A 20,608-nucleotide genomic window follows, 5' to 3' on the forward strand; every position below is an offset into this window, starting at 1 on the left:
TGGTGCATGCTAGTCTATCTTTTTTAAAGAATAATTATTGAGCTATTGTTTTTGAAGTTACAATAATTTATTTCTATACTTGATGTATGAACCAGTATGAACCAGTTCATTATTATAAAGTATACTATATGAATTTAGATAAGGTTACAGAAATGTCCTCTTTTTACAGACACTTAGAAAAAATGACAACTACAGAAATACTCAACAACATTAACCATGAAGATGAAGGCGTGCCGGCTGCTGTAAGAAAAGTGATTCCAGTAGTGGGATTACTTGTGGATTTGATTAAGGAGAAAATGAGTATCGGTGGTCGATTGTTTTATATTGGAGCAGGTACCAGTGGACGACTTGGTGTGCTGGATGCAAGTGAATGTCCTCCAACTTTCGGAGTTGCAGCTGATCAGGTGATCGGTATCATGGCTGGAGGAGATGAGGCACTCAGATTTGGGATAGAAGATGCTGAAGATGTAGAAGAGTTGGGATGGCAGGATCTTCAGAAATATCAGGTAAGTGAAAAGGATGTGGTAATAGGTATTGCTGCAAGTGGAACTACTCCTTATGTGATCGGCGCTTTAAAGGAGTCAAGAAGAAATGGGATTACCACTGGTTGTATTGTATGTAATACCAATTCCCCTGTAGCTCAACATGCCGACTTCCCAATTGAAGTAACTGTAGGACCTGAATTTCTAACGGGAAGTACGAGAATGAAAAGTGGGACTGCCCAAAAGCTAATTCTTAATATGATCTCTACTGCGGTGATGATCAGAATTGGCCTTATCCAAGACAACAAAATGGTGAACATGCAAATTAGTAATAAAAAGCTGATAGACAGAGGTACTAAGATGCTGATGGAGAAAGCAGGTATCATTGATTATGATAAAGCAAAAGCTATTTTACTGGAATATGGCAGCGTTTCTCAGGCTTTAAGGAAAATATAAATCATTGGTTATGACAGAGAAGGATATTTCTATTAGTCTGCGGCTAAGTAGAGGGTATGCAAGGCCAATCACAATCATTGGTGGGTTTTTCTTTATCTTCGGGTTTTTAACCTGGGTAAATGGAACCTTGATCCCTTACCTCAGGATCGCCTGTGAATTGGAGGAATGGCAAGCCTACCTGGTAGCTTTTGCATTTTACATTTCCTATACTATAATGGCCATTCCATCCGGTAAACTGCTTCAGCGCACGGGAATGATTAATGGGATGCGCATAGGGCTTGTTGTCATGGCATTTGGATGTGCGCTGTTTATTCCGGCTGCTTTAATGCGGTTGTATCCAATCTTTTTAACCGGGCTATTTATTGTAGGGGCAGGAATGACCTTACTGCAAACTGCTGTAAATCCATATATAACTCTGCTTGGACCACCGGATCGGGCTGCTCAGCGGATTAGTTTAATGGGAATCTGTAATAAATTTGCAGGCGTAATTGCGCCAATTGTCCTTAGTTCGATTATTCTGAGCAACGCTGATTCATTAATGGCAGAACTTCAAACGCTGAGCCCTAGTCAGAAATCATTGAGACTGGACGACTTGGCTTATGAAGTGGTTTTGCCGTATTGCGGATTAACAGTCATTTTACTGATCATAGCATATGCTTTAAAATATGCCCATTTACCCGAGCTTCAGGTGGAAAGCTCATCCGATATAACAGCGGAAAAGTCTGTGACTCATCAACAAACGCTTAATTTCCCATTAGGCTTTATGGCGATTTTTTGTACGGTAGGTGTAGAGGTTATTGCAGGAGATACCATCAGCAATTATGGTCTCTATCATCATTTAAGCTTGGATGTGGCTAAGGGTCTTACCTCGTACACGCTTGCTGCGATGATGTTTGGTTATGTGCTGGGCTCTGTATTTATACCTAAGTTTATTAGTCAGGAAAGTGCATTTCTTTATTCGAATATATTAGCCATTATGTTAGCCTTTCTGGTCATTTTCTTACCTGGCACACTGTCTTTAGTTTGCCTTGCCTTGCTTGGTTTTGCCAACGCACTATTATGGCCGGCAATATGGCCACAGGCTTTAAGAGGTTTAAAGGGCAAAACTTTGAGTCGTGCATCAGCAATTCTCATTATGGGCATTGCCGGAGGTGCTATTCTGCCGTTGATTTATGGGTGGATTGCACACCATAGCAATAATCAGGTAGCTTATCTGGTAATTATCCCCTGCTATGTGTTTAATATTTATTATTGGCTTTATGGGAAAAGATGACTAGTGAGAGAAGTAAAACGCTTCCACTAATCGCCTCATTCCGAAATGCCGTCACCAGCAATCCCGGAATCTTTTTGTTAAAATAATTTGATCGTATCTGGATAATATGTAACTATGTGTAAACAATCATAGACTGTTGCAAAAACAAAGGGATATTAATGAAATCTGTTCATATTGAGGATAATCCAATGCTGTTACGTGAATTCCTGTCGGGGAGCGAGCAAGCCTTTGATCAGGTTTTTACTTGTTATTATCCTTTATTATGTGTGTATGCTAATCGTATACTACCTCAGCCTGAAATAGGGCAAGACTTCGTACAGGAAAGTCTTATTGCTGTATGGAATCGCAGAGCAGATTTTGATAGTTTTTCCAAAATCAAAGCATTTCTTTATACCTGTGTCCGTAACGCATGTTTCAAGCAATTAGAAAAAGAGAAGGTAAAGAGCAAGTACGAATCTTCATTAGGTTCGAATGAACCGATGGATGATCAAAGTATCCTTAAAGACATCATTCATGCTGAGGTGATCAGCAGAATTTTCGCACAGGTAGATACTTTGCCCGAACAATGCCGTAAGGTTATTTATATGACCTTCAAGGAGGACAAAAAGCCAAAAGAAATTTCGGATGAACTAGGGATTACTGTAAGTACGGTAAATAGCCAAAAGATGAGGGGTCTTAATTTATTAAAACGGAAACTATCCGAAAGTGATTATCTGATTATTGCACTTATCCTATTTCCAGGAATTGGGTTTTAATATCTTCTCCGCTAATTCCCCTCGAGTTATTTTTTAAAAAAAAATAAATTCTTTGGACAAATCGAATAGGCATCCGGTTATATACACAATTGATGAAATATATAAACGATGGAGCTCCCAAATATAAATAACAATAGTCGCATTGCAGATCTAATTAGCGGGTATCTTTTTAATGATCTCAATGGTAGCGAACTGAAAGAGTTGGAGCAATGGATTGAGGCCTCCATTGAAAATAAAGAGCTATTTGAAAGTGTTCTTGATGAATCCAGTTTGGAAAATCAGGGACGTATCTATGCTGCTGCAAATGTGGGTTTGGCTTTGATCAATATTAAACAGCAATTGTCGTTTGTTGAAATGTCTGAAATAAATACGCATAGAAAGATTAAACTACTTTGGGTACGTATTTCAGTTGCCGCCTCCATATTGCTGATCTGTACAATTGGAGTCCATTATTTAACCAATTCTAGGATCTCAGGTTCATCCAAGGACTTAGCTAAGCAAAATGAAATTAATCCAGGGAGCAATAAAGCAACTTTAACCCTGGCGAATGGAAAAAAAATCATTTTATCGGCAGCTGTAAAAGGAGAGCTTGCTCATGAAGCTGGAGTTGTAATTACGAAAGCTGACGATGGAATGTTAGTTTATGAAATTAAAGCTCAAAATGAACGGGATAATCATAAAATGAATACCCTTTCGACTGCAAATGGGGAGCAGTATCAAGTAAATTTGCCTGATGGAACAAAAGTTTGGTTAAATGCAGCTACATCATTAAAATATCCTACTTCTTTTAGTGGGACTAGGAAACGTGAGGTTGAATTAAGTGGAGAAGCTTATTTTGAGGTGGCTAAAGATAAGGCTCATCCTTTTATTGTTACAACGAACCGACAGTCTGTGGAAGTACTGGGTACTCACTTCAATGTCAGCAGCTATTCGGATGAATCAATCACAAAAACTACATTGTTGGAAGGATCTGTAAAAATCAATGGTAGTATTCAACTCAGACCAGGCGAACAAGGTATACTAGCAGAATCGGCTGCCTTAGTCGTTCGTAAAGTGGATACAGAAAATTCTGTTGCCTGGAAAAATGGTCTCTTTATTTTCGACAATGAAGTGCTAAAAACTGCTATGAATAAAATAGCCCGCTGGTATGATGTAGAAGTTCAGTATCAGGACCGTAATCTTGAACTTTTAACTGTTGGAGGTAGTATCTCGAGATTTGATAAAATTTCGGAAGTTTTGAGTCTGTTCGAAAAAGCCGGCAGCATGCAATTTACTATAAAGGGGAGAACGATAATCATTAGTAATAAAAAATAAACCTGAAGACTCACACGATGATGGAACTTCATTAATTAACCAAATAAACTAAACCAACCAAATGAAAAAACCTGAAAAAGTGCCTTAGTGCAAGATTAGAGCGGTGATTATATAAAGAATCAGGAGCGTAGCAAGCGCTCCTGATTTAAATATCTGATTAAACCGAAAACGAGTGTTGAATTCCTTTTTTAATCTAAACAGAAAACCAAATGTATAAAAATTACACCAATAATGTATGTTGGCCTGACCGACTATTACCAAAAATCCTATTGATTATGAAACTAACAATGGTTTTATTGATAGCGACCATTATGCAGGTAAGTGCAACTGGCTTTGCACAAAAAATAACCCTTAAACAAAATGATATTTCTCTGGTTCAGCTTTTTAACGCGATTAGAAAGCAAACTGGCTATAATGTGCTTTGGATAGGGATTGATGCTGGAAACTTCAAGAGAATTAACGTCGATTTTAATAATGTGCCTTTAAATGAGGTTCTAAAAAAATCTTTCGAAAATCAACCTTTAGTTTATGAAATCGAAAATAGAACAGTCATTGTGACAAAAAACAAAAGAGATTTCGTTAATAATAATAAAGATGCTTATGTCGATATCGACATTCGTGGTAGAGTTGTAGATGCAGAAGGAAAACCTCTTCCTGGTGCATCTGTGAAGGTCAAAAGTATCGGAAAGGCTGTAATTACCGATATAGATGGAAGCTTTCAATTGAAAGGAATTGATGAAGGAGCGATACTGGAGATTTCTTTTGTAGGGTATGTAGGTGTAGAAATAAAGGCAAGTAAAGATTTAGGGAATATTGTTTTAAAGCTAAGTGACGCCAAATTGGATGAAATAGTGGTGGTTGGCTATGGTAAACAGAAAAAAACTAACCTTACCAGCGCCATTACTGTAGTAAATACAGAGCGACTTGAAAATCGTTCTATCCCAAAATTGTCTACCGGACTTCAGGGGTTAACTCCTGGAGTTAACATCCGTCAGCAAACAGGAAGGCCCGGATATGCGGCTTCTACCTTTGATATCCGGGGAGCTTCAATGGGAACCTTTTCAAGTAATCCACCTCTGGTGCTTATTGATGGCATTGTAGATGACATTAATAATGTAAATCCTAATGATGTGGATCAAATTTCTATATTGAAGGATGCTGCAGCTGCATCCATTTATGGTTCCCGCTCAACCGGTGGGGTAGTACTTATCACTACCAAAAGAGGTTCTTCTGGTGCTCCAACTGTTAGTTTTTCCAGTATACTAGGTTTTCAAAATAGACCACTTAACAATTATAAATTGTTAAATACGGCCGAGTGGATGAGAGCCAACAATGAGGCTGCGCATTTAGATGGGTCGCCTGATGTTTTTTCAGCAACGGATATTGCAAAATATGATAACAGCACGGATACTCAATTCCCGGTAAACTCGCAATGGGCAGACTGGATTAAGAAATCCGCCATTCAGCAAAATCATAACATCAATATTAAAGGGGGGACTGAAAAACTCAATTTTTATGGTTCTGCAGGTTATGTTAAGCAGGGAGGCTTTGTCGCCAATGATGATTATCGCAAGATGAATTTTTTACTGAACCTGAATTATAAAGCCACATCAAGGCTAGAGATCAGTACCAATGTTTCCTACATCAAGGAAGATGTAACTCGACCTGCCACTGGGATTGGTGATACGTATGCTATTTTAAGAAATTCATTGATGACTATACCTACTACACCTTTTCGGTTAGCTAACGGGGATTATAATAATGCTACCATGTGGGGAAACAATCCGGCATATTTGATAGAGAATGGTGGTAATGGGTTATATGATTATGATTTGTTGAGGATGGGGCTGACCGCAAAATATAAAATTATTGAGGGCCTTTCGCTGAGGTATACCACAGCTGCCAATATGAATTTTAGTGCGTTTAATAATATAAATAAAAAGATACCGTACAGGAATAATGACGGGGTGATTTATGGGTACAACATTGCAGATGTGAGTGTATCTGAATCCTGGTCAAAATCACTTTACCTTAATAATCAGCTTATGCTGGATTATAACAAACAATGGAAAGAGCATACCCTTACCATGATGGCAGGCGTAACATCGGAGGATCAGCGTGCAGATAATATTTCGGCATCGGCAACACAGTTTCCAAATAATGAAATACGTGAAGTTGCTGGTACCACAGGTACAGGTAACCAGATTAGCGGCAGTTCTTCGGCAACGGACTGGTCCATCGCTTCAGTAATAGGGCGGTTAAATTATGCATATAAAAATAAATACCTGCTTGAAACCAGTCTGCGTTATGACGGTTCTTCCCGTTTTTCTCCAAACAGGAGATGGGGATTGTTTCCTTCCGTGTCAGCTGGGTGGAGGCTTGTTGAAGAAAACTTTCTTCGGAACGTGAATTTTCTGAGCGATCTTAAATTACGTGCTTCCTGGGGAGAATTGGGTAATCAAGGCACATCTCTTTATCCTTTTGCTCAAAATGTTTCTACTGCAGGAAGATATGCTTTTGGAAACAGTCTTACAGCTGTAGCCACATTAGGTGCTCCTGCATATCTTGGGCTCACATGGGAAAAGAAAAAGACTACAAATATCGGACTGGATTTTGGCTTCTTTAAAAACAGGCTTTCCGGCTCGTTTGATTATTTTTATGACAGGACCAGGGGTATCATAGGCAGTCCCACAGTACCTTCAACTTTTGGAGCAAGTGCCCCTGTACAGAATACTTATGTGATTAATAACAGGGGGTTTGAGTTTGATATTAAATGGAGCGACAAAATCGGTAGCATAAAATATTTCGTTGGGTTTAATTTATCCGACTCAAGAGATGAAGTAATCAGCCTTGGAGGGATTGGAACTACTGATTCCCGCTTTGGCAATGGTCTGGTACAACTAAGTGGCAGCAGTTATTTGCATGAAGGTGAAGCGCGCAATCACTTCTACCTGTATAAAACGAACGGTTTATTTGTAGACCAGAATGAAATTAATAACCATGCCTTCATATCCTCATTGACGAGGCCTGGTGACATTAGTTTTACAGATATAAATGGTGATGGGAAACTAACACCAGCCGATATGGTAGGTGATAAAAGAACCAGTACACCACATTATTTCTACGGCTTCAATATGGGCTTAGAATTTAAAGGTTTTGATCTGTCCGCAGTGATTAGTGGAGTTGGTCAACGCTGGGATTTCCGGAACAATGGGGGTACATATCTTACGGGTGTAAGGGCTAGTTTGGCGATAATGCAAGGAAATTATGACAACCGCTGGACGGAAGCGAATCCCAATAAATGGGCGGATCAACCCAGGTTAACTCAAAATAATTGGATTGCGAATTCTTATTCTACATTAGTTAGTGCGCCTAATGAATATCATTTGAGAAACTTTGCTTATTTGCGAGTAAAGAACCTACAGTTGGGATACACCCTGCCTGTTGCATTTACAAAAGGATTAGCACTTTCAAAAGTAAGGCTAAATACTACCATGGAAAATGTATTCACTCTTACACCAGGTTACAAAGAAAATATCGATCCGGAATCAGTCTTGAATTTTACTTCTGACGGATCAGCTTTTTTTGGTCAACCAAGGGTTATCAGCTTTGGTTTATCAGTTACGTTTTAATTTAATTTAAAAATCATAAGACAATGAAAAAGTTATTCTATATTGTCATTTCAGTCATTCTTTTATTTGCACCAGGATGTAAGAAATATTTAGACAGAGCTCCTTTAAATAATGTTACCGTTAGTACTTTTTTTCAGACAGAATCGGATATTAAACAATTTGTAGACGGCTTATACTCCAGTATGGTACCCAATATGAATACTCCTAATTTTGATTTCTGTTCTGACCTGAATGCTTTAAGTCCAGCGAGGGGAGATGCAGCTTTTACCGATCTTTCTCTAGGAAGCTTTAATTCGACTTCCGGCAGTATTTCCTTTTACTGGGATTACAGTTCAATTAGAAATGCCTATATTTTCTTTGATAAGGTGAAGAATATACCAATGACAGAGGAAGCCAGGCGATTGTATACCGGTTCGGTGAATTACTTGTTAGCTTATCGTTATTTCATGATGTTCAGAGCTTACGAGAATGTACCTATTGTAAGAGAAGTGTTGGAGGTTAATAAGTCAGATATAGGATCGTCACCCAAAGAAGAGGTGTTTGCTGAAGCCTTAAAACAGGTGAATGATGCTGTAGCCAATCTACCTTCTTTAGGCCCTGTTAATCGGGAGCGTGGAAGGCTAACTAAACTTGCTGCATTAACATTAAAAGCTGATCTGCTTTTGTATACTGCTTCCCGTTATAAAGAAGCTGTTACCGGTGCAAACTATCAGGTAGCGGCTGATGCTGCGCTTGCTGCAATAACAGAAGCGGATGCAAAAGGCTATGGCCTTGCAACAAGTTATCCAAAACTTTTTATAGCCGCCAATCAGGCAGCTGCTGATGCACAAAAGGAAATAATATTAGAGTTTGTAAGGTTACAAAATATTGCAACAGGAAGTTCGAGTAATTATAACTGGCGCCCAAGGCACGATGGAATAGGAATTGCCTCTTTTCTTGGTACGCAAGAACTGGTGGATATGTACGAAAGCACGAATGGCAAGCCTATTAATAAAAGCAGTTTATATGATCCTCTGCACCCTTTTGCCAACAGGGATCCAAGGTTAACACATACAATTCTTTATCCTGGTAATGTTGCAACGACTATTGATGCAAGTGATACATGGATATCCAATACTCTTGATCCTGTAGCTAATAACAGGGATTACATGCTTTCTACCTTCAACCCCAGAGATGCGTCGGTTTCGGGCTATATCAATATCAAATACTGGGATAGAGATCCGGTAGCTGGAGGGTATGGCAGTTACATCGTGTATCGTTACGCCGAATTGTTGTTAATGTACGCAGAAGCAAAGAATGAAGCATCCGGACCCGATGAAAAGGTTTATGAAGCCATCTCAAAAGTTCGGAACCGGGTGAGCATGCCTTTGGTAAATGCTTCAACACATCCCTCCAAAGCCGATGTAAGAGCATTGGTGCGTAATGAAAGAGTGGTAGAATTAGTCGGAGAAGGAAAGCGCTATTGGGATGTGAGAAGATGGGGTATCGGCGAACAGGTTCAGAATAAACCATTTTATTCCATGCATATTTCTAGATTTAATGCCGATGGATCCTTCGCTGGATACCAGGATAAAATATATGTAAGAACTAGTTTAACCAACTCTTCAACAGAGGCATTATTTGATATACCTAGCGGTGCAACCGGTGGAAGGTTAATGACAACTGGCGTGTTTAACAGTGCCAAGTATTATGTATGGCCAATACCGCAAAGTGCTTTAAACAGCAGCTATACCGGTTCGTTAAAGCAGCATTCGCTCTGGAAATAAATTTTGTATTAATAGTCACAGTATTTTACCCCAGCTATAATAGTCGGATAACGATGTTAAAATGAAATATTTCTTTTTATTTGCCGCCATTTTTTTAGGAACCATGGAGTTGCGCGCCCAGAAAGATTTACGCGCTATAGATGGGGCGTCGGCTAACACAATGGTTGATATTCAAAAGATTAATGATCCAGCGAAAGAATGGTGTTATTCACCAAAATCAACAACGGTCATAGGAGTACCTTTTATGCCTCAGCCAATCCAGGTTACTTATGACGGTGCAATAGTTACCAAAGATGCCGAACTCTGTTTTTTTTATGGAGAAGACTATAAGCCTTTTATGGGAAGACAGAAAACTTTTTATGAAGGGTGGATACCACTCGTCCAGTTTGATTTTACAGATAAGGGTTTGAAGTATGAAACCGAAATGTTTAGTTCTGAAATAGTAGGAGCGGGAGCAGCCAACACCATTCAGTATGTCCAGGTAAAAGTAACAAATACTTCTGACCGTGCTATGAAAGCGATTGTATCGGCTGCGACACGATATGCTGGTATTGACCATAGAATATCTTCACATAAGGGGCCTGTTGGGGCAGATGTTTTATTTGAAAGCAAGAACAATGCGTGGTGGAGAGATGGAAAGTTGATTTATGCTTATCCAGATAAGGTAGTTTTACAATCTATTCCAGGAGAGGTATATAAGGGAAGTTTTAAGGCGGGTTCATTGAACCTTGATGCTTCTGCCGCCGCGGGAATGGCTACTTCCGAGAAGTTGCTCCGCCCTGGGCAAACTGTTGAATTTGTGTATTGGATGCCAGCTTACCCGCTTGATAAGGTAAAGGATTCGGCACTTGTGAAGAATTTTTATCAAAGTTCTTTCAAAAAGCAAAGGACATCAACCATTGCCTATTGGAAAGCTCTGATTGGAAAAGGAGGATCATTGTATGTGCCAGAAAAAAGGGTAAGAGACAGTTACAAGGCAAGTCTGGTTCATCTTATACTGGCTACGCGCAATCAGAAAACCAAAAGACAGGGAAGTGGACTGCCCTATGATGATCTTTTTCTTATTGACTATGTTGACATGAGAAGATTATATGATGTGGCTGGATTGCCAGAATTTGTTGCCCCGAATGTACAGTGGCTGAAAGACCTTCAAACTAAAGACGGTTACCTCCAAGATCCGGTGCTTACACATGGAGAAGACATCATGGCTTCGCATGGGCAGGCACTGGTTAGCATGGCCAATCATGTAATTTATACCAGGGATACGGCCTACGCCCGAAGCGTATATCCAAATATTCAAAAAGCCGTGCAGTGGATGTTAGACAAACATACAAAAGACCTATATGGTTTGATGCCCCCTTCTTTACCTTACGATGCAGAAATGATCAAAGGTTATTACACAAGCCATAATTTGTATTGTTTACTTGCACTTCGTGATGCCATACGTGTTGCCAGAATACTTGAGGAAAAGGCGGATGTTGAGAAATGGCTGAAGTTTCACGAGGGGTACAAAGAAAATATTCTTACCGCAATTGACGTGAGTACCAGGTATACCGGTGGATATGTGCCGACAGGCTTGTATCATTTTATAACTGGGGAAAAAGCAAGAAAGGGTTTTGCGGAATATCGAACGGATCAGGACTGGGAGAATAACCTCTTGGTATATCCCACCGAGGTGCTTAAGCCCTCAGATAAAAGAGTAATTGCTACTGTTGATACGATTCGGAAAAAGAAATATCGGGAGGGAATAATGACATACCGTAATGGGATGCACCTGCATCAATATGAAACGGTTAATCAGGCTCATCAGTATTTAATATTGAATGATCAGCGCCAAACGCTTCTGGATATGTATCATATACTGCTTCATAATGGATCTACACACGAAGGTTTTGAAAACATGGTTGAACCTTGGGCAAATATGGATCCCTGGCCAATTCCTGCCCCACATGCCTGGGCAGCAGCTAAAACTGGGTTACTTTTAAGGAACATGCTTTTACTGGAGTACGGTGGCGAAGCAGGGATCCGCGACAATGAACGAAATCTTTATCTTTTTTCTGTCCTTTCTCCTTCATGGGTACGTACAGGGGAACATGTGGGTGTAACCAATGCCTTAACAGAAATGGGGAAAATAAATGCTGATATGAAGTTTACAGAGCAGGGTGCAACTGTTAGCATTAAAAGTAATTTTCATACACCTCCCGGCAGTATTAAAATCGCAATACCTTATTTTGTAGAGCTGAAACAGGTAAAAACAAACGCTAAAATATACAAGGAGAAGAATGGATACATGGTTTTTTCACCAGATGTGACGGAAATTAATATTTCATGGATCTATAAACCAGATACTCAGAAAGATAATTTCCAACAAATACTACTTTCATACCGTAGAGAAAATAATCTGGACTGGACTGACAAAGAAAACCCTGTAATCATAAAAGGTAGTAATGGCTTTTTAGCAGAAGATGAAAAGCGAATCCCGGCGGCGCCGCTAAGTTTTTCGTTGGTAAAGCAGGCTTTTTTACAAGAATATCAAAGAAGATTTGATCAATATATTAAAGCGGGTAAACAACCAGTTATAATAATGCCACAGCCGGCAAAGTAGATGCCGTAACCAAACCCAGTTTTTTTAAAAAATTGGGTTTGGTTATAAATTCGATTAAAATAGCCTTAGAGGCTAACAACATGAATAATACAGTTTTGGTTAATCCCCGATTTAACACTTTAATCCTGTGTGAATTTCTGTTGAACCTAAATAATTGCCTCAAAATAAAGAGTGCGACGGTTCTACTGATCCAATACAAACATAGTCGCTTTTTAGTTCGTCTTGAAAGGATAAGCTGGATAAAGTATCAATCAGAATGCTTTAAAGATGAACTAACCTTAGATAAAAACACACAACTGAAATAAGAAATCCATTATGAAATTAAACTTCATTAAAATTATAATTGCCTTTATTGTGACGACAATTCCAATATCGGTTTTTGCACAGTACAATTTTAGCACCGATTACTTTAAAATCCAGATCAGTAACAAAGGTTGGATCACTAGTATGAAAAACATCACGGTTAAGCCTAATCGCGAGTTTAGCCCTACAGATAAACCCTCGCCAGTGATGAGTTTATATGATAGTAAAAAGAACGTTTACTATCAGCCAACCAGCGCAACCTTTACCAAAGCCAGCCAGACAATGGTACTGAAATATCCGAATGGTTCTGTTGCCAAAATCAGTATCGTACCCAAAAAGAAATATTTTAAACTAACGCTACAATCGCTCTCACCACGTAATGGGATCGATGTTATCCAGTGGGGGAATTACCATACCAGCATTACCAATCTAATGGGTGAAATTATAGGTGTTGCCCGTGATACCAGCAAAACGGTTAACTACGCAATTGGCATACTTGCCTTGAACGACAAGACCTTAAGTGGATTAGCTGAAACTGTTGGCGATGCGGCTCCTTTTCAATACATCATACATACGCCAGATGCCAAGCGTTTTCCTTTGCCTAAAAACCTTCACGAAGGACAAATTTTTACACTGGGTGGAGATGGTATCAGTGATGTTGCTTTTTATGCACATAAGGAACCATGGTATAGGATTCTGCTTGGTAATGCAGCCTTAGTAGACAAAAAAGGCCAAATATCTATTGCTTATCAGTCAAGAGACAGGTCTTTTGAAAGAGAAATCAATTTCTCACTTATGCCGCTTATGGCAGCCAATAAACCAAACCACATACAAGTGCAACCACTGCCGTTAGATTATATCGGATCATCTGTAGCCTTATGGGGAAGTCCAGACAGCACAGCTTTGATGGATGTGATTCAAAAAATTGTTTTGGCGGAAAAGCTCCCTCATCCAACCATTAACGGAAAGTGGATAAAAGATCCTACTGCTTTTGTCCCTGACGCCCTTACCAGTGGTAATTTAAACGATAGCATTATCTCTTATACATCAAGATTAGGTTTTAAAACAATAAGCTTATATGATCAAGGCTTTTTAAAAGCTGATCGCGGTAATAATGGTTATATTGACGGAAAGAATTTTGAGAAAAAACCAATAAAACTAACAGCCGGAAATGTTTCGCATAAGGAGTTTTCAGAGATGGCCGCTAAACAAGGTATTACTATTGGTAGAACCACAATTACTAGTGCTTTAGCTCAGGGCACCATGGATGTCAGTCCAACGCCGAGCGATAGTTTGTGTTATCAGCAAAAACGTTTACTGGTAAAAAGTATCAATGCAACAGATACGGTCATTTTTGTTAACGATCCAATGTATCTTGAAGAAATTGCCAGTTGGGAAGGTCATTGTGCCGACTTAAATATGATCAAAATTGGTAAAGAACTTATCCATTATATGGGTGTTTCGAAAGAGAAACCGTACCGGCTTTTAAATGTGAAGCGAGGATACTGGAAGACTACACCATCAAATCATGCTAACAGAGATACGATTTATAAACTTCAGGTTACAGTTAACTACGGTTACGATGGGCTTATCCCGAATATGCAATTGCAAGACAAGATAGCTGAGCACTTTGCTGAGATTTGTAAAATCAATGGCTTTGCTTATTACGATTTTGATGGACAAGAATTTTTGTTCAATAATGGACACGGCTATTATTCGACCAAACGTTTCTTTCATAAAATGTTCGAAAAAGCAACGCAATTAGGCGTTCCATATATTCGTATCACAGGTGCTACTTTATCTGAAGGATCCTGGCATTATCAAAGCATTTGGAATGCTGGCGGTGGAAAGAACATGTACGATGCTGAAACCCGTGAATGGGGCAGTACAACCAGTCAGGGAAAGGATCTTCGTGATGTAACTTATGCTAACTATTTTCCTGTAGGAATGGGTGGTAATTTTCCTATCAATTCAAAATCTAAAGTTGAAGAATATGAGCATATACAAGCCATTTCTGTAGGGGTTGGTACAACATACAGTTTGAAACTAAATCAAAAGGATGTTGAAAGTTGTCCTCAAAAAGATGCTATTTTTAAAGCAATAAGAACATGGGAAGATGCCAGAGCTGCCAATGCGTTTCCAAAATTGGTGAAAAATCAGCTTTCAGATCCTGCGCAATCATTTCATTTGGAAAGTATTGATGCCAATAATTGGAATTTATACAAGACAAATAGAGATGGTTCGAACAAAAAAATGTTTGTGAAATTAAAAAGAGCTGTCGGGTATTAGTGGTGATTACGAGACCGCAAGGCCTTATTCGTCGATAGCTTTAATTAAAGTTTATTTTGCATTTTGGCGCCAAATGGATGAACCGTATAGATAAGAGTATGTCACGTCGTGAAAAAAGTTGACTAGTGAAGGAAGAAGATCGAGTTTTGAAGTATAATTAATAGATGTTACTCTTAATGGAGTGTACATTTCATGGGAAAAGGATGGAAGTGCCTTCAATATGATCTATATTAAGGATTGCTATTACAAAACAGTATGTCTATGTTTACGCTCAGAAGATAGTAAGTTAATGTTTTCAAACGTCTCCATCTTTGGCAATGACACCAAAGGTTTCAATCGGGTGAAACGCTTGATAAAAACATTATTTAACACTGAGTATTATTATGTTACATAAAATTGCTACATTTCAAGACATTTTGCAAGTAGCCATTTTGAAGATCTGACAAAATAATTTGGGGAATTTTGTCAGGATAAAAAGAGAAGTCTTTGCAAGAGTCCTTAATTACATAATGGAAATCCTGAAACAAAGCTTTGCTCAATTATTTAAAAATTATCATCATCGATCGGTTTTGTTTGCGAAATCTTTTGTACGTCTAGATGAAGTTGCAGAAGATATTGCATCGGATGCTTTATGTATATTATGGGAACGGATGAAGAAGGAAGAGGTGTTGTCTGTGAAGAGTTTCTTGTTTCGGGTCATTAAAAATAAATCGCTGGATTATCTCAAACATCAGAAGGTAACGCGTAAAGTAATAGAATCAATTGAAGATTGGGAGAGTAGAGATTTGCAGCTGCGCATCGATACCCTCGAAAGCATGCATGAGGATGAGATGCTCACTAAAGAAATTACTGAGATTGCCCATCGAACATTGCAGGCGCTTCCGGAAAAGACGCGTCAGGTTTTTTTAATGAGTCGTCAGGAAAATCTTTCCGGTAAAGAAATTGCCCAACAATTGGATATATCCGTAAAAGGGGTAGAATATCATATGTCTAAAGCATTGAAAGTACTTTCAGTAAATCTGAAAGATTACTTAAGTGTTTTCTTATTTTTCTTTTAATCTGGCTAGGGAAGTGCGTTCTTCAATCGTCTTATATTTTACGAAACTATCTTATTTATGGAAAAACTATTGTTAAAATACATCGGTGGTCACGCCTCGGATGAGGAAAGACGGAAGGTACTTGAATGGATTGAGGCAGACCCTACTCATAAAAAGGAATATGAATCCCTCCAGAAAGCTTATGTTGTGTCGGTCTGGGAGGATATAGAAGAAGAAAAGGCATCAGCAGCACCTCGTAAAAATAAGATGATCAGACTCTCCTGGCTTCGTGCGGCTGCTGCTATATTGTTGGTAAGCTTGTTATGGAATGTGAGATCACTTATATGGAAGGGAAAATCAGCCTTAGAAGAAGAGAAGATTGGTATGCAAACCGTTCATGTGCCCGCCGGACAACGTGTTGAGCTGATTTTGCAAGATGGCACGAAGGTTTGGCTAAACGCCAACAGTACCTTCCGTTTTCCGAGCAGGTTCGATGCCGAAAAAAGAGAAGTTTATCTGAATGGAGAAGGTCGTTTGAATGTGGTGCATAACGACCACTTGCCATTTATTGTGAAAACTGAGAACTATTCCGTAAAAGTGTTGGGGACAGACTTTAACGTCAAGGCCTACGGGATTGACAACTTTGAAACCGCTTTGATGAGTGGGCGTGTAGAAGTCGAAAGTACGAAAGGTAAGAAATTTATGCTCTATCCGAATCAAAAAGTGGTAGAAGAGCACGGAAACTTAAAAGTCTATACGATAGGTAGTATGGACCCCTACCGCTGGAGGGAAGGTCTATTGTGTTTCGAAAACGAGTCTGTAGAAAGTCTGTTTCAAAAAGTGGAAATCTATTACCAAATTAAAATTACGAACAAGAACAAAAAGTTGGCGAGTAGGAGATACACAGGGAAATTCTGGATGGATGATGGTGTGGAGCATATGCTAAGGGTTTTGCAATTGAACAATGATTTTACTTACGTGCGTAATTTTGAAACTAACGAATATGTAATTCATTAGAAATTTCTTTTTGAGAAATGTTTGAAATAACTAAGATACTTATCTGGTAGTGTGTTTTTTTGACGCTGGGGTACTGAAAATAAAAATTATAGAAAACGGCTAGGGATCATCTTCACTCAATCGTCTTATGTATAGTTAACCAAATATAAACTTAACATATGATGCCTATGACGCAAATAACCACTAGAACGACTTTCAAAAAGGAGAGTTTGATTCTCTCCACTGTTATTATCTATAGCTTTGACCAACCAAAACCAAATAATGTACTTGTATGAAAAATGTAAACTTAAAAAACATTTTGAAATTTATAAAAATAGCCAAATATGTCGCTTTTGTGATGGCGCTTACAATAGCGGGTACACAGGTGTCGGCGCAAACCAAATCTGTTTCGATAAATACGAATGCGATTTCGATTAAGGAAGCTCTCATCAAGATTGAAAAGCAAACCAATTACCTCTTTGTTTATGATAATACCGTTATCAATTTAAACAAATCAGTCCCAGCTCATTTTAAAAGTGAAAAGCTGGAAACAGTTTTGAACGAACTATTCAAAGAAACAAATATCCGTTATGTGATCGAGGACCGGAATATAATTTTAATACGAAAGGGAACGGATCTCGGTCAGACACCGCAACGACAGATTCAAGTGAGTGGGCGAGTTCTAGATAAAGAAGGTAAACCTTTGCCTGGGGTGTCTGTTGGTGAAAAGGGAACGAAGAACAATAAGTCCACCGGTCCAGATGGCCAGTATAGCATCAATGTGAAGTCAACAGCGACACTCATATTCTCGCATATAAGTTATGAGCCGGTTGTCAGAGAGGTCAACGGGCAATCTGCGATCAACATAGTCTTAAAGAATGAAGTAAAAGATCTGGATGAAGTGGTTGTCATTGGTTATGGAGCAGTGAAGAAAGGCGACTTGACCGGTGCTATCAGTCAGATTAAATCTAAAGATTTACCGCAGACCGGAAATCTATCATTAGGTCAAATGATGTCGGGTAAAGCTCCGGGTTTGCAGGTATCTCAGACCAGCGCACAACCTGGAGCTGGAGTATGGATACAGATCAGGGGAAACGCTTCAGGCGGGGCCGGTAATTCAGGTCCGCTGTATGTCATTGATGGCTACCCTATTTCTGTCGAAAATATGGAGCCAGGTGGCGGGAAGTATAGTTCGGGAAGTAAATCCCCTTTGAATAACTTAAATCCTGGGGATATTGAATCGATTGAAATTTTGAAGGATGCGGCGGCGACAGCTATCTACGGTGCCCGTGCAGCTAACGGTGTTGTTTTAATCACCACAAAGCGGGGTAAAAATGGAGAACGTTCTACAGTTCAATATTCAGGATCCATGTCAACGCAAAAAAAAGTTAAACAAATAGTGATGTTAAATGCTCAGGATTTTATGATGGAGACCAATAGGGTTATTTATGAGAGTTGGTTATCCAACAATAAGATAAAACCCTATGGAAATATAGACCCTGCATCTGTGACCAACTCTTATATGCCTAAGTATTCTGCACAAGATATTGCTAATGCACAAACAACGGATTGGTTAGGTGCAGTAGAAAGAGATGGGGTTATTGCTCAACACAACTTGTCTTTAAGAGGAGGGACGGAACAAACATCTTATTATGTCTCTGGAAGTATTTTTGATCAACAGGGAGTGATTAAGAATAATGGAATTAAACGTTATTCCAGCCGGGCAAACTTTGATCATAAATTGGGGAAATATATAAAAACCGGCATTAATCTAAATGTCAGCCATGTTAATAATGCAAATGTGGCACTGAGCAATGGCCAGAATGAGCATGCGGGAATAATTAGAGCAGCGATGAGTTCTAATCCCTCCCTTCCTATTTACGATAAGGAGGGAAAGTTTATGCTAGACTCGAATTTGCCCTTTTTACCGAATGCGGTTTCTTTGCTGGAGGTAAGCGATGAAAATATAATCAATGGATTGTTGGGCAATTTTTATTTGACGGTAACGCCTGTTGAGGGATTATATATAAAAATGAATGCAGGTTTTCAGCAGGAAAAAGGAGAGCGAAATACATACATGCCTAAAACGACATTATATGGACTTAAGGAAGGTGGCCAAGCTACTAAGTCGTTTTTGAATCGTTCAAACGAATTGTTTGATGTAACGGCTTCTTATATCAAAACCATTGCGGATAAACATGTTCTATCAGCAATGGCGGGATATTCTTACCAACATTTTGCAACAGATGGCATTGATGCCGGAAATAGCCGTTTTATTACCGATGCGTTTAAATGGAATAATTTGGGTGCAGGTGAAAACATCAAACCAAGAGTTGGCTCCTATGGTAACGAAGAAATCCTTGGCTCGGTGTTTTCTCGTTTAAACTATAATTACGATGGCCGTTATTTGGTTTCGGCTACTATACGTGGAGATGCCTCTTCAAAATTTGCGGAAAATCATAAATGGGGATATTTTCCTTCTGTAGCTATCGCCTGGCGCATGATAAACGAGAGCTTCATGAAAGAACAGAAAGTGATATCCGACTTGAAATGGCGGATTAGCTTAGGTCAGACTGGTAATTCCAATATTGGGAGTAATTCATTGGCACTTTATTCAACAGGATATAATTATATTTTCGGTGATCAGTCTTCTGTCGGTGTAGCCCAGAGCCAATTGGCTAACCCTAATTTGAAATGGGAAACCACAACAGAACTCAATCTGGGGCTTGATTTCGGATTTTTCAAAAACAGGATAACCGGGTCTATGGAGTTTTTTACCCGCCGTGTTTCTGATTTGCTTGACACGAAGGTGCTAATGCAGTATAATCCAATTAATACAGTTATGGCGAATATTGGCGCAAAAGGCAGTAAAGGTTTTGAATTAGGAATTAATTCCCGCAACCTGATTGGTGACCTTCGGTGGTCTACGGATTTTACATTTTCATTATATCGTGACCGTTGGTTAGAAAGGAACCCCCAGTGGAAGAAAGCTATTTATGAAAATGAAAAAGACATGTTAAATCCTTATTATATTTATTTATCTGACGGATTGGTGCAGCCTTCCGACATAAATCCGGATGGAACATCAAAGCTTCCGCATATGCCAAATGCTAAACCTGGTATGATTAAATACAAGGATGTGAATGGACGTGGGACGAACGGGGAGTTGGTGGTCGGTGCAGATGGAAAGCTGGATGATGCGGATATTGTTTATCTCGGCACAAGAACATCCAAATTTCATCTTGGCTTCGGAAATACTTTTGAATATAAGAGTTTTGACCTGAATGTTTTCTTCTATGGTTATTTCGGGAGGAAACTGGAACCACCTGCATATCTAGGTTATGTAAATGGTTCTGATGCATTAAAAAGTGGATCGAATATGGCTGAGGCAGTAAAAAATCGTTGGACTCATGATAATCCAAATGGGAAGTACCCGACTAGCATCTCTAATCCATACGAGAGAGGTTCTGATTTTTGGTTAGAAAATGCAGACTTCTTACGGTGTAAAAATATAACGTTAGGATATACATTACCCAAGATAAAACGCCTGGATAAAATTGTACAAAGTCTTCGAGTTTATACAGACATACAGAATCCGTTTGTGATTACAAAATATAGCGGTGTAGATCCGGAAATGGATGGCATGGCAGCCTATCCGACTCAATTAACTGTTTCTTTTGGTGTAAACGTAACTTTTTAA

Annotated in this window: 11 protein-coding genes; all 11 read left to right on the plus strand. The window is 39.1% G+C overall.

Features of this window, described 5'->3' with window-relative positions; genetic code table 11:
- Window positions 1-128 precede the first annotated feature (128 nt).
- The 11 genes from murQ (at window position 129) to B9A18_RS12185 (ending at window position 20,608) form a co-directional block, all read left to right on the plus strand.
- Window positions 129-938, plus strand: a complete 810-nt coding sequence (gene murQ, locus B9A18_RS12135) for an N-acetylmuramic acid 6-phosphate etherase (protein ID WP_084289591.1) — start codon at window positions 129-131, stop codon at window positions 936-938.
- 10 nt (window positions 939-948) lie between these two features.
- The gene (locus tag B9A18_RS12140) at window positions 949-2,211 is read left to right on the plus strand and encodes a sugar MFS transporter (protein ID WP_084289555.1); all 1,263 of its coding nucleotides are present in this window, start codon (window positions 949-951) and stop codon (window positions 2,209-2,211) included.
- Between the two features lie 158 nt (window positions 2,212-2,369).
- On the plus strand, window positions 2,370-2,966 hold the full coding sequence (locus B9A18_RS12145) for an RNA polymerase sigma factor (RefSeq protein ID WP_084289556.1): 597 nt from the start codon (window positions 2,370-2,372) through the stop codon (window positions 2,964-2,966).
- A gap of 108 nt (window positions 2,967-3,074) precedes the next feature.
- Window positions 3,075-4,280, plus strand: coding sequence for a FecR family protein (locus B9A18_RS12150; RefSeq protein WP_084289557.1), 1,206 nt, complete (start codon window positions 3,075-3,077; stop codon window positions 4,278-4,280).
- 275 nt (window positions 4,281-4,555) lie between these two features.
- On the plus strand, window positions 4,556-7,912 hold the full coding sequence (locus B9A18_RS12155) for a TonB-dependent receptor (protein ID WP_159452652.1): 3,357 nt from the start codon (window positions 4,556-4,558) through the stop codon (window positions 7,910-7,912).
- Window positions 7,913-7,935: 23 nt separating this feature from the next.
- On the plus strand, window positions 7,936-9,678 hold the full coding sequence (locus B9A18_RS12160; RefSeq protein ID WP_084289559.1) for a RagB/SusD family nutrient uptake outer membrane protein: 1,743 nt from the start codon (window positions 7,936-7,938) through the stop codon (window positions 9,676-9,678).
- Between the two features lie 61 nt (window positions 9,679-9,739).
- Window positions 9,740-12,283, plus strand: a complete 2,544-nt coding sequence (locus tag B9A18_RS12165) for a hypothetical protein (protein ID WP_084289560.1) — start codon at window positions 9,740-9,742, stop codon at window positions 12,281-12,283.
- Window positions 12,284-12,598: 315 nt separating this feature from the next.
- Window positions 12,599-14,875 carry a hypothetical protein gene (locus tag B9A18_RS12170; protein WP_084289561.1) on the plus strand — a complete coding sequence of 759 codons (2,277 nt, stop codon included), beginning with the start codon at window positions 12,599-12,601 and terminating at the stop codon, window positions 14,873-14,875.
- 509 nt (window positions 14,876-15,384) lie between these two features.
- On the plus strand, window positions 15,385-15,933 hold the full coding sequence (locus B9A18_RS12175; RefSeq protein WP_084289562.1) for an RNA polymerase sigma-70 factor: 549 nt from the start codon (window positions 15,385-15,387) through the stop codon (window positions 15,931-15,933).
- A gap of 57 nt (window positions 15,934-15,990) precedes the next feature.
- Window positions 15,991-16,929, plus strand: a complete 939-nt coding sequence (locus tag B9A18_RS12180) for a FecR domain-containing protein (protein ID WP_084289563.1) — start codon at window positions 15,991-15,993, stop codon at window positions 16,927-16,929.
- Between the two features lie 271 nt (window positions 16,930-17,200).
- Complete coding sequence (locus B9A18_RS12185) at window positions 17,201-20,608, plus strand: TonB-dependent receptor (protein ID WP_084289564.1); 3,408 nt, start codon at window positions 17,201-17,203, stop codon at window positions 20,606-20,608.

Origin of the sequence: Pedobacter nyackensis (assembly GCF_900176505.1) — a bacterium.
Lineage (GTDB): Bacteria > Bacteroidota > Bacteroidia > Sphingobacteriales > Sphingobacteriaceae > Pedobacter > Pedobacter nyackensis.

What these genes read in the sequence shown, in the direction of transcription:
- murQ (WP_084289591.1), top strand. Translation starts at nt 129, where the DNA reads ATGAATTTAGATAAGGTTACAGAAATGTCCTCTTTTTACAGACACTTA.
- B9A18_RS12140 (WP_084289555.1), top strand. Translation starts at nt 949, where the DNA reads ATGACAGAGAAGGATATTTCTATTAGTCTGCGGCTAAGTAGAGGGTAT.
- B9A18_RS12145 (WP_084289556.1), top strand. Translation starts at nt 2,370, where the DNA reads ATGAAATCTGTTCATATTGAGGATAATCCAATGCTGTTACGTGAATTC.
- B9A18_RS12150 (WP_084289557.1), top strand. Translation starts at nt 3,075, where the DNA reads ATGGAGCTCCCAAATATAAATAACAATAGTCGCATTGCAGATCTAATT.
- B9A18_RS12155 (WP_159452652.1), top strand. Translation starts at nt 4,556, where the DNA reads ATGAAACTAACAATGGTTTTATTGATAGCGACCATTATGCAGGTAAGT.
- B9A18_RS12160 (WP_084289559.1), top strand. Translation starts at nt 7,936, where the DNA reads ATGAAAAAGTTATTCTATATTGTCATTTCAGTCATTCTTTTATTTGCA.
- B9A18_RS12165 (WP_084289560.1), top strand. Translation starts at nt 9,740, where the DNA reads ATGAAATATTTCTTTTTATTTGCCGCCATTTTTTTAGGAACCATGGAG.
- B9A18_RS12170 (WP_084289561.1), top strand. Translation starts at nt 12,599, where the DNA reads ATGAAATTAAACTTCATTAAAATTATAATTGCCTTTATTGTGACGACA.
- B9A18_RS12175 (WP_084289562.1), top strand. Translation starts at nt 15,385, where the DNA reads ATGGAAATCCTGAAACAAAGCTTTGCTCAATTATTTAAAAATTATCAT.
- B9A18_RS12180 (WP_084289563.1), top strand. Translation starts at nt 15,991, where the DNA reads ATGGAAAAACTATTGTTAAAATACATCGGTGGTCACGCCTCGGATGAG.
- B9A18_RS12185 (WP_084289564.1), top strand. Translation starts at nt 17,201, where the DNA reads ATGAAAAATGTAAACTTAAAAAACATTTTGAAATTTATAAAAATAGCC.